Raw genomic sequence first — 14,882 nt, 5'->3', positions numbered from 1 at the left:
CTTATAGTGCCGCGCCGCACCGCGCGCCAGCCCGCCGGCGCAGCCAGGGCGCGAAAAAGCCGGCCGCGCATCGTGCGCGGCCGGCTTCCTTGGGGCGGGATCGGGCGATCAGGCGTCTTCGCGCTTGATCTCTTCGCCCGTCTCCTGGTCCACGACCTTCATCGACAGGCGCACCTTGCCGCGATCGTCGAAGCCCAGCAGCTTGACCTTCACCTCCTGGCCTTCCTTGACGATGTCGCGCGGGTTGGCGCCGCGGTCCCAGGTCATCTGGCTGACATGCACAAGGCCGTCGCGCTTGCCGAAGAAGTTCACGAAGGCGCCGAAATCCATGATCTTGACCACCTTGCCGGTGTAGATCTTGCCGACCTCGGGCTCGGCCACGATCGAGTTGATCAGCTCCTTCGCCTTCTCGATCGCCGCGCCGTCGGCCGAGGCGATCTTGATCACGCCGTCGTCGTTGATGTCGACCTTGGCGCCCGATTCCTCGACGATCGAGCGGATGACCTTGCCGCCGGCGCCGATGACCTCGCGGATCTTGTCGGGGTTGATCTGCATGGTCTCGATGCGCGGCGCATGGACCGAGAAGCCGCTGGCCGAGCTGATGGCGCGCGACATCTCGCGCAGGATGTGCAGCCGGCCGTCCTTGGCCTGCGCCAGCGCCTGCTTCATGATCTCGGGCGTGATGCCCGCCACCTTGATGTCCATCTGGAGCGAGGTGATGCCCTTCTCGGTGCCGGCCACCTTGAAGTCCATGTCGCCCAGGTGATCCTCGTCGCCGAGAATGTCGGTCAGCACCGCGAAGCGGCCGTCCTGCTCGAGGATCAGGCCCATGGCCACGCCCGCCACCGGCGCCTTGAGCGGCACGCCCGCATCCATCATCGACAGCGAGGCGCCGCAGACGGTGGCCATCGAGGACGAGCCGTTCGACTCGGTGATCTCGGAGACGAGGCGGATGGTGTAGGGGAAGTCGGTCGCCGGCGGCAGCACCGCCTGCAGCGCGCGCCAGGCCAGCTTGCCGTGGCCGATCTCGCGCCGGCCGACGGGGCCGACGCGGCCCGCCTCGCCCACCGAGAAGGGCGGGAAGTTGTAGTGCAGCAGGAAGCGCTCGCGCCACTCGCCCTCAAGCGCGTCGATGATCTGCTCGTCATCGCCGGTGCCCAGCGTGGTCACGACCAGCGCCTGCGTCTCGCCGCGGGTGAACAGGGCCGAGCCATGGGTGCGCGGCAGAAGGCCGACTTCGCAATCGATCGGGCGCACGGTGGTCAGGTCGCGCCCGTCGATGCGCCGCCCGCCCGAGATGATGTCGCCGCGCAGCACCATCGATTCCAGCTTCTTGAGCGCCTCCATCGCGGCCGAGGGGTCGACCGGCTCTTCGGCGCCCTCGTTCAGCGCCTCGATCACCTCGGCGCGGGCGGCGGCGATGGCGGCCTGGCGCGCCTGCTTGTCGGTGATGGCGAAGGCGGCGCGCATCTTGTCCTCGCCCAGCTCCTTGACGCGGGCGATGAGGGCCGAGTTGTCCTCGGGCTGGAAGTCGAAGGGGTCCTTGGCGGCCTCTTCGGCCATCTCGATGATCAGGTCGATGACCGGCTGCATCTGCTCGTGGCCGAACTGGACGGCGCCCAGCATCTCGTCCTCGGACAGCTCGTAGGCCTCGGATTCGACCATCATCACCGCGTCGCGGGTGCCGGCGACCACGAGGTTGAGCTTCTGCTCGGGGTTCTCGTTCAGCCGCTGCATGTCCTCGACCTTGGGGTTGAGGATGTATTGGCCGTTGGCGTAGCCCACCCGCGCGCCGGCGATCGGGCCCAGGAAGGGCGCGCCCGACAGGGTCAGCGCGGCCGAGGCGGCGATCATGGCCAGGATGTCGGGGTCGTTCTCGAGATCATGGCTCAGAACGTTGATGATGATCTGGGTCTCGTTCTTGAAGCCGGGAACGAAGAGCGGGCGGATCGGCCGGTCGATCAGACGCGAGGTCAGCGTCTCTTTCTCGGTGGGGCGCGCCTCGCGCTTGAAGAAGCCGCCGGGGATCTTGCCCGCGGCGTAATACTTCTCCTGGTAGTGAACCGAGAGCGGGAAGAAGTCCAATCCGGGCTTGGGCTTCTTTTCATAGACCACGGTGGCGAGCACCGAGGTTTCGCCCAGCGTGGCGAACACGGCGCCGTCGGCCTGACGGGCCATGCGGCCGGTTTCGAGGGTCAGCGTCTCGCCGCCCCACTGGATGGATTTCCTGACGATGTCGAACATGCGTTTTTCCTTTTCGGACGGTCGGCGCCCGGTGGCGTCGGCCGCGTGTCGCCCCCATTCGGGGCGGGCCCCATTTTCCATATCCCATCGCTTCAACCCGGGGCCGGGGGAGGAAACGCGTCGGACGTCGGCGGCCCGCGGGGGCCGTGCCCCTTGCGGGGCGGCGGGGCCGGCCCAGGGGCCGGTCCCATCGGTTTGCGCAAGGCGCGCCCCGTGCGGAGCGCGCCTTGCCAGGGTCAGCGGCGGATGCCGAGGCGGGCGATGAGCGACTTGTAGCGCCCTTCGTCCTTCGACTTGAGGTAGTCGAGCAGCTTGCGCCGCTGCGACACCATCTTCAGAAGGCCACGCCGCGAGTGGTTGTCCTTCTTGTGGGTCTTGAAATGCTCGGTGAGCGCGTTGATGCGGTGGGTCAGGATGGCGACCTGGACCTCGGGCGAACCGGTGTCGCCTTCCTTGGTCGCGTATTCCTTGATCACGGCTTCCTTGACGTCGGGAGCGATCGACATCGTGGCCTCCTTGGGCTGTCATGGTTGTTGCGGTCGGCGTCATGCGCCGTTCTCCGCCGGCGCGCGCCGGGATGTCGTCCAGCGAGGTCGTCGGAGAAGACCGTCATATGCCCCGGATCGGCGGAAAATGGAAGCCCATTCTGCCGATCGCGCCGCGCCGAACGAAACGGGGCGGCGCCGGCGCGCCGCCCCGCATCCGTTCGCACCCGTCGGGCTCAGCTCTTGCGCCGGCGCGCCGCGAAGCCCAGCGCCGCCAGCGCCGCGGCCATCAGCGGCAGCCCCGCGGGCAGGGGCGCCGGCGTCGGCGGAACCGAGACGGTCAGGTTGTCGAGCAGGATCATCTCGCCATTGGGGTCGTTCTGCGCGAACCCCAGCCGCGAGGTCAGCGTCGCGCGCACGATGCCCGCCGCCGAACTGGCGCCGTAATACTGCCCGGTGGAGCTGGAAAACTGCGGCGCGATCTCGAGGAAGTCGATGAGCGCGTCCGAGGCGTCGTAGGTCGCGAGTTCCCAGGTGTTGTCGAGCCCGCCCAGGTTCATGGCGAAGAAGGTGGCGGGGGCAGTGAACAGGAACTCGATCTGCGTGACGTAGGGCAGTGGCGCGCCGCCATCGTCGTAGTTGATCGATTCCTCGCCGTTGCTCAGGCTCTGGCCCTGCGTGTTGTATTTGCCCGAAGTGTCGTAGCAGACGTAATCGCCGCAATGGCTGTAGGGCCCGAAGGGCGTCGGCAGCGCCGAGGCGTGGTCGATGGGAAACTTGCTGTCGACATGCAGCGGCGCGGCGGTCTTGCCGCCAGAGCGCAGGTCCCAGCCGCTGAGCTTCACCAGGCCCAGGTCAAGGACCGTATAGGCGCCCGGAGCGACGCTTTCGAAGTCGAACTTGACCGCCCCCGCCGCGGCGGGATCGGAAAGGGGGTCGCCGTTGCCCGTGATGGGCGCGGCAAGCGCGCCGGTCGCCGTCAGGGCGGCCGCGGCCAGCCAGCTGAAAATGCCTTTCATCATGCGAATCCCACCGTGCCGTAAAAGATCATCAGCGTTCATGTTCGGTGCAAATTCGCTAAAAGTCAATGCGCCGGCGCCGGCGTCAATCGGCGGCGAAGACCCTGTTCGGATGCACCTGCCCGCCCTTGTAGACCCCGATCGCCACCGCCCGCCCGTCATGCGAGGCCCAAACGGCGTCGCCGTATTCGGCGTCGGCGCGCAGGGCCGGGGCGGGCTGGCCGGCGCGCAGGCGGCCGGCGCCCTCGGCGGTGACGGGAATTTCCTCAAGGCCGCTCAGCCCCGCTTCGACCGGCAGCAGGCGCGCGGCCGCGTCCGGGTCGTCGCGCATGGCCTCGAGCGCCTCGATCGACACCGCGTCGGCCAGCTCGAAGGGGCCGGCCCAGATGCGGCGCAGCTGCGTGACATGGCCGCCGCAGCCCAGGACGCGGCCCAGATCCCGGGCGATCGCACGCACATAGCCGCCCTTGCCGCACACCATCTCGAACACGGCGTGATCGGGGTCGGGAATGTCGGTCAGGGTCAGGCTCTCGACCCACAGGGGGCGGGGGGCGAGGGCCACCTGCTCGCCCGCGCGGGCCAGGTCGTAGGCGCGTTCGCCGTCCACCTTCACCGCCGAGAAGGCGGGGGGCGTCTGCATGATCTCGCCCTCGAAATCGGGCAGGGCAGCCTCGATGGCGGCGCGGTCCGGGCGCAGGTCCGAGCGCGCGATCACCTCGCCCTCGGCGTCGTCGGTCGTCGTGGAGGCGCCCCAGCGCACGGTGAACGCATAGGCCTTGAGCGCGTCGGTCACATAGGGAACGGTCTTGGTCGCCTCGCCGAAGGCCACGGCCAGAACCCCCGTCGCCAGGGGGTCGAGCGTGCCCGCATGGCCCGCCTTTTGCGCGCGCAGCGCCCAGCGCGCCTTCGACACCACCTGCGCCGAGGTCATGCCCTGCGGCTTGTCCACCACCAGCCAGCCGTCGATCGGCAGGCCCTTCTTGCGTCGCGCCATCTTCGCAGCTCCCTCATGCGGCCGAGCGGGGGCGGGGAACGGCCCGTCGCGCCCGGCCCGCCGCGCGGTCAGTCGCCCTGGGGGCCGCCCTCGCCCGCATCGCCGGGGCCGTCGGCCTCGGCGTCGTCATGCGCCACGTCGCGGCGCACGCGCTCCTCGGACAGAAGGCGGCGCGTCTCGTCCATGCGGTCGAAGCTTTCATCCAGGACGAAACGCAGATCGGGCAGGTATTTCATGGTCACATGCCGCGCCAGGGCGCGGCGCAGCGTGGCGCGGGCGCGCTTGAGCGCGTCCAGCGCCTGGTCGATCTCGCGCCCGCCCAGCGGCATGACGAACACGGTCGCATGGCGCAGATCGGGCGAGCAGCGCACCTCGGTCACGGTGATGGTGTGCCGGGCAAGCTCGGGGTCGTGATGTTCGCCGCGCATCAGCACGTCGGACATGGCGCGGCGGATCAGCTCGCCCGCGCGCAGCTGGCGCTGGCTGGGGCCGCGGCCGTCGTCGAAGCGTTTGGCGCTCATGCCTCATCCTTTCAAATGCGTCCGGCGCCGGGGCCGGGCGGGGCGAACGCGAACGGCGCGGCGAGCGGGTCGCCGCGCCGTTGCTTGCGGCGGCTTCGCCTCAGAGCGTGCGCTCGACCTTCTCGGAGGTGAAGATCTCGATCACGTCGCCGGGGCGGATGTCCTCGTAATTCTCGAAGGCCATGCCGCATTCCTGGCCCGCGCGGACCTCGGCCACCTCGTCCTTGAAGCGCTTGAGCGTCTTCAGGCGGCCTTCGTGGATCACCACGTTGTCGCGCAACAGGCGCACGCCGGCGGCGCGGCGGGCGACGCCCTCGGTGACCACGCAGCCGGCCACCTTGCCCACGCCCGAGACCTTGAACACCTCCTTGATCTGGGCGTTGCCCAGGAAGGTTTCCTTGATCTCCGGCGAGAGCAGGCCCGAAGCGGCCGCCTTCACGTCGTCCACAAGGTCGTAGATCACCGAGTAGTAGCGGATCTCGACGCCCTTCTGGTTCGCCGCCTCGCGCGCGGGGGCGTTGGCGCGGACGTTGAAGCCGATGATCGGGGCCTTCGAGGCCTCGGCCAGCGTCACGTCCGATTCGGTGATCGCGCCCACACCGGCATGCAGCACGCGCACGCGCACCTCGTCGTTGCCGATCTTCTCCATCGCCTGGACGATCGCCTCGACCGAGCCCTGCACGTCGGCCTTGACCACGATCGGCAGCTCGGCCACGTCCTGATCCGCCTTGGCCTGGGCCAGGAGCTGGTCGAGCGTGGCGCGCGCGCCGCGGGCGGCCTGCATCTCGCGCGCCTTGCGCTGGCGGTAGTCCGAGATCTCGCGCGCCTTGGCCTCGTCCTCGACCACGTTCAGCACGTCGCCGGCCTCGGGCGTGCCCTGAAGGCCCAGAACCTCGACCGGGACCGAGGGGCCGGCCTCGTTCACCCGCTCGCCGCGGTCGTTCATCAGGGCGCGCACGCGGCCCCACTGCTCGCCCACCACGAACACGTCGCCGCGGCGCAGCGTGCCGCGCTGCACCAGCACGGTGGCGACCGGGCCGCGGCCCACGTCCAGCTTGGCCTCGATCACCGCGCCTTCGGCGGGGCGGTCGGGGTTGGCCTTCAGGTCCAGGATCTCGGCCTGGAGCGCGATGGCCTCGAGCAGCTCGTCGAGGCCCTTGCCGGTCTTGGCCGACACCTCGACGTCCTGCACGTCGCCCGACAGCTTCTCGACCACCACCTCGTGCTGGAGCAGTTCGAGGCGCACCTTCTCGGGGTCGGCGTCGGGCTTGTCGCACTTGTTGATGGCCACGATCATCGGCACGCCGGCGGCCTTGGCGTGGTGGATCGCCTCGATGGTCTGGGGCATGACCGAATCGTCGGCCGCCACCACCAGGACCACGATGTCGGTCACCTGCGCGCCGCGCGCGCGCATCGAGGTGAAGGCGGCGTGGCCCGGCGTGTCGAGGAAGGTGATCTTCGCGCCGCCCTCGGTCGTCACCTGATAGGCGCCGATATGCTGGGTGATGCCGCCGGCCTCGCCCGAGACGACGTTGGTGTTGCGGATCGCGTCCAGCAGCGAGGTCTTGCCGTGGTCCACATGGCCCATGATCGTGACCACGGGCGCGCGCGGCTTGAGGTCCTCGGGGCGGTCCTCGGCGGTCTCGATCACGTTCTCGACGTCGGCTTCCGACACGCGCACCACGCGATGGCCGAACTCCTCGACCACCAGCTGGGCGGTGTCGGCGTCGAGCGTGTCGTTGATGGTGACCATCATGCCGCTCTTGAACAGGGTCTTGACCACGTCGGCGGCGCGTTCGGCCATGCGGTTGGCCAGCTCCTGCACCGTGATCGCGTCGGGCACCTGCACGTCGCGCACGACCTTCTCGCGGGTTTCCGAGCCGCGCATCTTGCGCTTCTCGCGCTCGGCGCGGCGGCGCATGGCGGCGACCGAGCGCTGGCGCCCGCCCTCGTCGTCGGACATCACGCGCGAGATGGTCAGCTTGCCCGAGCGGCGGCGTTCCTCGTCGCGGCCGCGGGGGCCGGGGCGGTCGGCGCCGTCCTTGCCGCGCTTGCCGGCCGGGCCGCGGGCGGGGCCGCGGTCGTCGGGGCGCGGGGCGGCGGCCTCTTCGGCCGGGCGGGCGCGGGTCTGCGCCTCGGCCTTGGCGCGCTCTTCGGCCTGCTTGCGGCGGGCCTCCTCGGCGGCGGCCTCGGCCTTGGCGGCCTCTTCGCGCTCGCGGCGGATCTGCTCTTCCTTCTCGCGGCGCTCGCGCTCTTCCTTCTCGGCCAGAAGGCGCAGGCGCTCTTCCTCGCGGGCCTTGGCCTCGGCCTCTTCGCGGGCGCGGCGCGCGCCTTCGTCGCGCTTGGCGGCCTCGAGCGCGCGCTTGCGGCGCTCGTATTCCTCGGGCGAGAGGCTTTGCAGCATGGCGCCGCGTCCCTTGGGCCCCTGCGCCGCGCGCGCCGCGCGGCCGGCGCCGCCGGCCTGCTGGGGCGCCTGGTGCGCGGGCGTCGCAGCCTGCGCCGCCGGCTTCTCGGCCGCCGCGGCCGAGCCCGCCTTCGCGCCGCCCGCGGCCTTGGCCGCCGCGCCGGGCGCCTTGGGCTTGATCACGCGCTTGCGCTTGGTCTCGACCACGACGGTTTTCGAGCGTCCCTGGCCGATGCCCGGCCGCACGCGCCCGGCCCCGCCGCCGCCGCCTCGCGTCCGGATGGTGCCGCCCGTCTTGTTGTCGCCGTCAGTATCGCTCATCAACCGTCCTTTTTCCCGCCCTGTGCGGGAGTCGTCATGTCCTGCGCGTCGTCGCAAGTTCGAAAGCCGGAAAGCCTCAGCGACTCGCGGAGCACGCTCTGGGCCAGTCCGCCCTCGTCAAGGGCGGCATGTATCACAAATTCCCGGCCAAAGGCCAAACCCAATTCGCGGCTGCTCAGGCAATCCACGATCGGGGCCTTGCCGGCCAGGGGGCGCAGCTTGGCCCGCCCCTGTTCGGAGCCGTCGCGCGCCTCGATCAGCGCCGCGACCGGCCCCTTCTTGAGCCGGGCCTTTACCTTCTCGAAACCGGTGACCGCAAGCCCCGCCTTTCGGCAAAGCGCGATCAGCTCGGTCAGCCGCGCCGCCAGAAGCGCCTCGACCCGCTCGGGCAGATCGGGCGCGGCGGCGGCCCGGGTCTTGAACGCGCGCGAGAAAAGCCCCCGCCGCACGGCCTTCTCGAGCGCGTCGCGGCGCGCCGTCACCCAGGCGCCGCGGCCGGGCAGGCGCTCGGCCAGATCCGGCGCGACCTGCCCGTCAGGCCCGAGGACGAAGCGGATCAGCCCCTCGCGCGGGGCGCTCTCGCCGGTGGCGATGCAGCGCCGCTCGGGCTGCTCGCGCGTCTTGAGCCGTCCGCCCCGGGTCATGGGCGCGCCGTGCGGGCCGGGGCGTCACGCCTCGGCCCGGACCTCCGCGGCGGGCGTCGCGGCATCCTCGCCTTCGCCCTCGGCCCCTTCCTCGTCCTCGGCGGGCTCGAGATCGGCCGGATCGACCATGCCCAGCTCGACTCGGGCGCGCATGATCAGCTCCTGCGCCTCTTCGAGCGAGACGTCGAAGGGTTCGAGAATGCCGTCATCCTTGACCCGCTTGCCGTCGATGGTCGAGTAGCCGCCCGCCAGCTCCCAGTCGGCGCATTCGGCGAAGTCGCGCAGGGTCTTGATGCCGTCCCTGGCCAGCGCCAGCACCATCTGCGGGGTCAGCCCCTCGAAGGCGATCAGGTCCTCGGCCGCGCCAAGCTCGCGCGCCTCGTCCAGCGCCTTCGCGTTGGCTTCCTCGAGCTTCTCCTGCGCGCGGGTCTGCAGCTCGGCGGCGGTGTCCTCGTCGAGTCCCTCGATCGAGAGCAGCTCGTCGCGATCGACATAGGCGATCTCCTCGAGCGAGGCGAAGCCCTCGGAGACCAGGATCTGGGCCAGGAACTCGTCAAGATCGAGCTGCTCCTGGAACAGCTTGGTGCGCTCGGCGAACTCGGCCTGGCGGCGCTGGCTTTCGGCCTCTTCGGTCAGGATGTCGATGTCCCAGCCGGTCAGCTGCGAGGCGAGGCGCACGTTCTGGCCGCGGCGGCCGATGGCCAGCGACAGCTGGTCGTCGGGCACGACGGCCTCGATGCGGCGCGCGTCCTCGTCCAGCACCACCTTGACCACGTCCGCGGGCTGCAGCGCGTTGACCACGAAGGCGGCCGGGTCCTCGGACCATGGGATGATGTCGATCTTCTCGCCGCCCAGCTCCTGCACCACGGCCTGCACGCGCGAGCCGCGCATGCCCACGCACGCGCCCACCGGATCGACGCCGCTGTCATGCGAGACGACGCCGATCTTGGCGCGCGAGCCGGGGTCGCGCGCGACGGCCTTGATCTCGACCGTGCCCTCGTAGATCTCGGGCACCTCCATCTTGAACAGCTCGGCCATGAATTCGGGCGCCGTGCGGCTGAGGAAGATCTGCGGGCCGCGCACCTCGCGGCGCACGTCGCGGATGTAGGCGCGGATGCGGTCGCCGGTGCGGTGCATCTCGCGCGGGATCAGCTGGTCGCGGCGGATGATGCCCTCGCCCCGGCCCAGATCGACGATGACGTTGCCGTATTCCACGCGCTTGACGACGCCGTTGATGATCTGGCCGACGCGGTCCTTGAACTCTTCATACTGGCGCTCGCGCTCGGCCTCGCGCACCTTCTGCACGATGACCTGCTTGGCGGTCTGCGCGGCGACGCGGCCGAAATCCATCGGCGGCAGCGGCTCGGAGATGAAGTCGCCCACCTCGGCCTCGGGGTTCATGGCGCGCGCCTCCTCGAGCGAGATCTCGGTGAAGTGGTTCTCGACCTCTTCGACCACCTCGCGCGCGCGGGCCATGGTCAGCTCGCCCGTCTTGCGGTCGATATGGGCGCGGATGTCATACTCGGCCCCGTAGCGCGAGCGCGCCGCCTTGGCCAGGCTGTCCTCCATCGCCTCGATCACCAGCTCGGGATCGATCAGCTTCTCGCGCGCGACGGCGTCGGCGATCTGCAAAAGCTCAAGTCTGTTCGCGCTGACCATTCTCAGGCCTCCGTGTTCGCATCTTCGTCCGCGGCCCCGGCCGCGCGGGCGCCGCCCTTGCCGGCGGCGGAATCCTCGTCGTCGTCTTCTTCGGTCTCGATCTCGTCGAAGGCGTCGGGCGCGGGCTCGGGCGCCAGCCCGGCCGCCTTGCGCGCGCGCAGCGTTTCGGCGATCAGCTCGTCCGTCAGCACCAGCTTGGCGTCGGCGATCAGATCGAAGGACAGGCCGATCACGCCCTCGGCGATCTCGATCAGGACCTCGCCGTCCTCGACCCCGTGCAGGACGCCGCGAAAGCGCTTGCGCCCGTCGATCATGACGTCGGTCTCGATCTTGGCCTCCCAGCCGGCGAATCGCTCGAAATCGGCGATGCGGGTCAGCGGGCGGTCGATGCCGGGCGACGAGACCTCGAGCGCGTAGCGCCCCTCGATCGGGTCCTCGACGTCCAGCGCCGCCGACAGCGCCCGCGAAAGCCGCGCGCAGTCGTCCACCTCCATCACGCCGTCGGGGCGCTCGGCCATCACCTGAAGCGTGGCCTTGCGCTCGGCGCCGGTGAAGCGCACGCGCACCAGTTCGAACCCCATCCCTTCGACGGTGGGGCGCAGGATGCGCGCGAGGCGCTGGTCCAGCGGTGTCTTGGCGACCAGGTCGGTCAAGTCGGGTCTCCTGAAAACGCGGAGGGCGGGCCTTAGCGGCCCGCCCTTCCCGGTCCGGTCGAGGCCCCCGTGGCGGGGACGTCGCCGCTATGTGTCACGCCATATACGCCCTTTGCCGCCGCGCCGCAAGGGCGCGCGCCGAAATATGCGCCGCGCCGCCTTCGGACCGCGGCGCGTCGCGCGGCGGCTTTCGTCGGCGGCGATTCGATGGCATAGCGTGCCGCCGGCCCCGCGCCGGCGCCCGCCGGCCCCGGATGCGCCCCAGACGCAAGGTCGCCGCATGCGCCGCTACGTTCTGTTCGACAACGGCCCCGAGGCCCCGCCGCTGCTGTTCGCCCGTCCGCGGCGGCTGCTGGCGGCGTGGGAGCCGGCCGAGGTCGCCGATTGCTTCGCGCGCATGGAGGCGGCGCGCGCGCAGGGCGCGTGGCTGGCGGGCTATGCTTCCTACGAGCTGGGCTATGCGCTCGAGCCCCGTCTCGGGCCGTTGACGCCGCGCGGGCGGCGCGCGCCGCTGATGCTGTTCGGCGTCTTCGACGCGCCGGCCCCGGCGGAAGAGGGCGCGGCGCTGCTCGCGCAGGCCGACCCCTCGCGCGCAGCGCTGTCCGCGCCCGCGCCGGACTGGAGCTTCGACGACTACGCGCCGCGCTTCGCACGCGCCGCGGCGTGGATCCGGGCCGGCGAGTTCTACCAGGTGAACCTGACCTTCCCGATGCGCGCGCGCGCGCGCGGCGCGGCGGCGGATCTGTTCGCGCGCATGCGCGCGGTGCAGCCGGTGCGCCACGGGGCGCTGGTTTCGCTGGGCGTCGGGCCCGAGGTGCTGTCGCGCTCGCCCGAGCGCTTCTTCCGCCTGTTCCCCGACGGCCGCATCGAGGTGCGGCCGATGAAGGGCACCGCCCCGCGCGATCCCGACCCCGAGGCCGACCGCGCCATCGCCCGCTGGCTGGCCGAGGACGCCAAGAACCGCGCCGAGAACCTGATGATCGTGGACCTGATGCGCAACGACCTGGCGCGCGTGGCGCAGGTGGGTTCGGTGCGCGTGCCGCGGCTGTTCCATGTCGAGACCTACGCCACGGTCCACCAGATGGTCTCGAGCGTGACGGCGCGGCTGCGCCGGCGCCTGACGCTGGCCGAGCTGTTCGCGGGCCTGTTCCCCTGCGGCTCGATCACCGGCGCGCCAAAGGTGCGGGCCATGGAGGCGATCCGCGCGCTCGAGCACGCGCCGCGCGACGTCTATTGCGGCGCGGTGGGCTGGGTCTCGCCCGACGGGGGCGCCGATTTCAACGTCGCCATCCGCACGCTGTCTTTGCATCCGGGCGGCGAGGCGGTGTTCAATGTGGGCGGCGGGCTGGTTCAGGACTCGACCGCGCGCAAGGAGTATGAGGAATGCCTGCTCAAGGCCCGCTTCGCGACGGACGTGGCGCGGGGGCCGGCCTGAACGGCCGCGCCGCGCCGCAGGACGGGGCCCCGGCGCTGATCGAGACCATGCTGCGCCGCGACGGGGTCTATCCGCGCCGCGCGGGGCACATGGCGCGGCTGGCGCGCTCCTGCGCGGCGCTGGGGCGGCCGCTGGACATGGCCGCGGTCGAGGCGGCGCTGGACGCCGCGCCCGCCGGCGGGCTGTGGCGCGTGCGGCTGACGCTGGACGCGGACGGGCGCGTCGAAGTCGCCTGGACGCCCTTCGCGCCGCTTGCGCCCGGCGCGGTGTGGCGGGTGGCGATCTCGGCGGTGCGGCTCGACCCGGCCGATCCGTGGCTGGGGCACAAGACCACGCGCCGCGCCGCCTACGAGGCCGCGCGCGCCGCCGCGCCCCCCGGCGTGGACGAGGCGCTGTTGCTGAACCTGCGCGGCGAGCTGTGCGAGGGCGCGATCACCAACGTCTTCGTCGATCGCGGCGCAGGGCTCGAGACGCCGCCCCTGTCCTGCGGCCTCTTGCCCGGCGTGCTGCGGGCCGAGCTGCTGGCCGCCGGGCGCGCGCGCGAGGCCAAGCTGCGCCCCGAGGATCTGCGCGGCGCGCGGCTTTTCGTCGGCAACGCCCTGCGCGGGCTGATCCCGGCGCGGCTGGTCGGGTAGGGCGCTCAGCCTTCGGCGTCCAGCTCGTCGGCGAAGTGGCGCAGCGCCAGCCGGATGGGATTGGGCGCCGCCTGGCCCAGCCCGCAGATCGAGGCGTCGGCCATGGTCTGGCACAGCTCCTCGAGCAGCGGCGCGTCCCAGCGCGGGGCCTCCATCAGCTTGACGGCCTTCTCGCAGCCCACGCGGCAGGGGGTGCACTGGCCGCAGCTTTCCTCCTCGAAGAAGCGCAGCATGTTGAGCGCCGCGTCGCGGATGCGGTCCTTGTCCGACAGCACCACGATCGCCGCCGAGCCGATGAAGGTTCCGTGCGCGTCGAGCGCGTCGAAATCCAGCGGCGCGTCGTCGATGCTGGCGGGCAGGATACCGGCCGAGGGGCCGCCCGGCTGATAGGCCTTGAAGACGTGGCCGTCCTGCATGCCGCCCGCGGCTTCGATCACGTCGCGGATCGTCGAGCCGGCCGGCAGCAGGTGCACCCCCGGCCGCTTCACCCGCCCCGAGACCGAAAAGGCGCGCAGGCCGCGGCGGCCGTTGCGCTCGACCCCGTTCAGAACCTGCGGCCCCTCGCGGCAGATGCGCGTCGTCCAGTGCAGCGTCTCGACGTTGTGAACCAGGGTGGGGCGGCCCCACAGCCCGCGTTGGGCCACATAGGGCGGGCGGTGACGCGGCAGGCCGCGCTTGCCCTCGATGCTTTCGAGCATCGCGCTTTCCTCGCCGCAGATATAGGCGCCGGCGCCGCGGCGCAGCTCGACATGGCCCGGCGCGATCAGCCCCGCCTCTTCCAGCGCGGCGATCTCGCGGCGCAGGATCTCGAGCGCGGCGGGGTATTCGTCGCGCAGGTAGAAGAAGCAGCGCTCGGCCTCGATCGCCCAGGCGGCGATCAGCATGCCCTCGAGCACCGTATGCGGCGTCGACTCGAGCAGCGCGCGGTCCTTGAAGGTGCCCGGCTCTCCCTCGTCGGCGTTCACCGCCATGTAGCGCGGCCCGGGTTCGGCGCGCACGAAGGACCATTTGCGCCCGCTCGGAAAGCCCGCCCCGCCCATGCCCCGCAGCCCGGCCTCGAGCAGCGCGCCCTGCACCTGCTCGGGCGTGCGCGCGCCCGCGCGCAGCGCCAGAAGCGTCTCGTAGCCGCCTTCGGCGCGATAGGCGGCCAGATCCTGCCAGCGGGGCAGCTCGGGCTCGGTCAGGCCGGCCTCGACGGCGGCCAGGACGGCCTCGGGGGTGGCGCGGTCGATGTGCCGCCGGCCCAGCTGCGCCGTGGGCGCAAGGTCGCAGCGGCCCATGCAGGGGGCGTGCAGCACGCGCACCTGCGCCGGGTCGGTCCCGCGGGCAAGCGCCTCGCGCAGGGCCTCGGCGCCCGCCATGGCGCAGGACAACGAGCTGCAAACCCGGATCGTCAGCGCCGGCGGCGGGGTCTCGCCCTCCTTCACCACGTCGAAATGCGCGTAGAAGGTGGCCACCTCGAACACCTCGGCCTGGGACAGGCCCATCTCCTCGGCCAGGGCGCGCAGCAGATCGGCGGGCAGGTGGCCGCGCGCGTCCTGGATCAGGTGCAGATGCTCGATCAGCAGGTCGCGCCGGCGCGGCCGGTCGCCCAGCAGCGCGCGCAGCTCGGCCAGCGCCGAGTCCGAGACCTGCCGTCCCTTGGGGGTCTTGCGGCCCTTGCCGCGCCCCGACTTCCATACGCCCTTGCCGTCGTCCAGCGCCATGCTTCGCCCCGTCATCCGTGCCCGTCACCGGTGATCGCGCCGCGCCGTGCCGGGCGGCCGCGGGCATGGTAGCGCGTGCGCGCCGGCGCGGGCAGGGCGAAAAGCGACGCAACGAGGCGCGCGGCGGACATGGCGCGCGCGTTCACCCTTTGGAAACCATCT

Annotated in this window: 12 protein-coding genes; 2 read left to right on the top strand and 10 right to left on the bottom strand. The window is 71.5% G+C overall.

Features of this window, described 5'->3' with window-relative positions; translation table 11 throughout:
• Nucleotides 1-108 precede the first annotated feature (108 nt).
• The 9 genes from pnp to rimP all read right to left on the bottom strand — a co-directional run bounded on the left by pnp (nucleotide 109) and on the right by rimP (nucleotide 10,944).
• The gene (gene pnp / locus BMW67_RS01035) at nucleotides 109-2,244 is read right to left on the bottom strand and encodes a polyribonucleotide nucleotidyltransferase (RefSeq protein ID WP_072746786.1); all 2,136 of its coding nucleotides are present in this window, start codon (nucleotides 2,242-2,244) and stop codon (nucleotides 109-111) included.
• Nucleotides 2,245-2,480: 236 nt separating this feature from the next.
• Nucleotides 2,481-2,750 (bottom strand): 30S ribosomal protein S15, encoded by a 270-nt coding sequence (gene rpsO / locus BMW67_RS01030; RefSeq protein WP_072746785.1) that lies wholly within the window; start codon nucleotides 2,748-2,750, stop codon nucleotides 2,481-2,483.
• A 215-nt stretch (nucleotides 2,751-2,965) separates the two neighbouring features.
• Nucleotides 2,966-3,751, bottom strand: coding sequence for a hypothetical protein (locus tag BMW67_RS01025; RefSeq protein ID WP_072746784.1), 786 nt, complete (start codon nucleotides 3,749-3,751; stop codon nucleotides 2,966-2,968).
• 82 nt (nucleotides 3,752-3,833) lie between these two features.
• Nucleotides 3,834-4,742 carry a tRNA pseudouridine(55) synthase TruB gene (truB, locus tag BMW67_RS01020; RefSeq protein WP_072746783.1) on the bottom strand — a complete coding sequence of 303 codons (909 nt, stop codon included), beginning with the start codon at nucleotides 4,740-4,742 and terminating at the stop codon, nucleotides 3,834-3,836.
• A gap of 68 nt (nucleotides 4,743-4,810) precedes the next feature.
• Nucleotides 4,811-5,263 (bottom strand): 30S ribosome-binding factor RbfA, encoded by a 453-nt coding sequence (gene rbfA, locus BMW67_RS01015; RefSeq protein WP_072746782.1) that lies wholly within the window; start codon nucleotides 5,261-5,263, stop codon nucleotides 4,811-4,813.
• A gap of 100 nt (nucleotides 5,264-5,363) precedes the next feature.
• Entirely contained in the window at nucleotides 5,364-7,988 is a 2,625-nt protein-coding gene (infB, locus tag BMW67_RS01010; RefSeq protein WP_072746781.1) for a translation initiation factor IF-2, read from the bottom strand.
• Entirely contained in the window at nucleotides 7,988-8,632 is a 645-nt protein-coding gene (locus BMW67_RS01005) for an RNA-binding protein (RefSeq protein ID WP_072746780.1), read from the bottom strand. The genes infB and BMW67_RS01005 overlap by 1 nt, the downstream gene beginning before the upstream one ends.
• A gap of 24 nt (nucleotides 8,633-8,656) precedes the next feature.
• On the bottom strand, nucleotides 8,657-10,297 hold the full coding sequence (gene nusA, locus BMW67_RS01000) for a transcription termination factor NusA (protein ID WP_072746779.1): 1,641 nt from the start codon (nucleotides 10,295-10,297) through the stop codon (nucleotides 8,657-8,659).
• Nucleotides 10,294-10,944: a ribosome maturation factor RimP gene (gene rimP / locus BMW67_RS00995; RefSeq protein ID WP_072746778.1), complete on the bottom strand. Its 651-nt coding sequence runs from the start codon at nucleotides 10,942-10,944 to the stop codon at nucleotides 10,294-10,296. Before rimP ends, nusA begins: the two co-directional genes overlap by 4 nt.
• A gap of 280 nt (nucleotides 10,945-11,224) precedes the next feature.
• Between rimP and BMW67_RS00990 the strand changes: the two genes are divergently transcribed.
• Both BMW67_RS00990 and BMW67_RS00985 read left to right on the top strand, forming a co-directional pair.
• Nucleotides 11,225-12,379, top strand: coding sequence for an aminodeoxychorismate synthase component I (locus BMW67_RS00990; RefSeq protein ID WP_072746777.1), 1,155 nt, complete (start codon nucleotides 11,225-11,227; stop codon nucleotides 12,377-12,379).
• Nucleotides 12,328-13,014, top strand: coding sequence for an aminotransferase class IV (locus BMW67_RS00985; protein ID WP_083581208.1), 687 nt, complete (start codon nucleotides 12,328-12,330; stop codon nucleotides 13,012-13,014). The genes BMW67_RS00990 and BMW67_RS00985 overlap by 52 nt, the downstream gene beginning before the upstream one ends.
• A 5-nt stretch (nucleotides 13,015-13,019) precedes the next feature.
• Here the strand turns inward: BMW67_RS00985 and BMW67_RS00980 are convergent, their stop codons facing one another.
• Nucleotides 13,020-14,720: an NAD(P)H-dependent oxidoreductase subunit E gene (locus BMW67_RS00980; protein WP_083581207.1), complete on the bottom strand. Its 1,701-nt coding sequence runs from the start codon at nucleotides 14,718-14,720 to the stop codon at nucleotides 13,020-13,022.
• Between the last annotated feature and the right edge of the window lie 162 nt (nucleotides 14,721-14,882).

It is taken from the genome of Oceanicella actignis, assembly GCF_900111545.1.
Taxonomy (GTDB): Bacteria; Pseudomonadota; Alphaproteobacteria; order Rhodobacterales; family Rhodobacteraceae; genus Oceanicella; species Oceanicella actignis.
Note: the sequence above shows the minus strand (reverse complement) of the source record. Positions and strands in the feature narration are given on the sequence as shown.

What these genes read in the sequence shown, in the direction of transcription:
- pnp (WP_072746786.1), bottom strand. Translation starts at nt 2,244, where the DNA reads ATGTTCGACATCGTCAGGAAATCCATCCAGTGGGGCGGCGAGACGCTG.
- rpsO (WP_072746785.1), bottom strand. Translation starts at nt 2,750, where the DNA reads ATGTCGATCGCTCCCGACGTCAAGGAAGCCGTGATCAAGGAATACGCG.
- BMW67_RS01025 (WP_072746784.1), bottom strand. Translation starts at nt 3,751, where the DNA reads ATGATGAAAGGCATTTTCAGCTGGCTGGCCGCGGCCGCCCTGACGGCG.
- truB (WP_072746783.1), bottom strand. Translation starts at nt 4,742, where the DNA reads ATGGCGCGACGCAAGAAGGGCCTGCCGATCGACGGCTGGCTGGTGGTG.
- rbfA (WP_072746782.1), bottom strand. Translation starts at nt 5,263, where the DNA reads ATGAGCGCCAAACGCTTCGACGACGGCCGCGGCCCCAGCCAGCGCCAG.
- infB (WP_072746781.1), bottom strand. Translation starts at nt 7,988, where the DNA reads ATGAGCGATACTGACGGCGACAACAAGACGGGCGGCACCATCCGGACG.
- BMW67_RS01005 (WP_072746780.1), bottom strand. Translation starts at nt 8,632, where the DNA reads ATGACCCGGGGCGGACGGCTCAAGACGCGCGAGCAGCCCGAGCGGCGC.
- BMW67_RS00990 (WP_072746777.1), top strand. Translation starts at nt 11,225, where the DNA reads ATGCGCCGCTACGTTCTGTTCGACAACGGCCCCGAGGCCCCGCCGCTG.
- BMW67_RS00985 (WP_083581208.1), top strand. Translation starts at nt 12,328, where the DNA reads ATGCCTGCTCAAGGCCCGCTTCGCGACGGACGTGGCGCGGGGGCCGGC.
- BMW67_RS00980 (WP_083581207.1), bottom strand. Translation starts at nt 14,720, where the DNA reads ATGGCGCTGGACGACGGCAAGGGCGTATGGAAGTCGGGGCGCGGCAAG.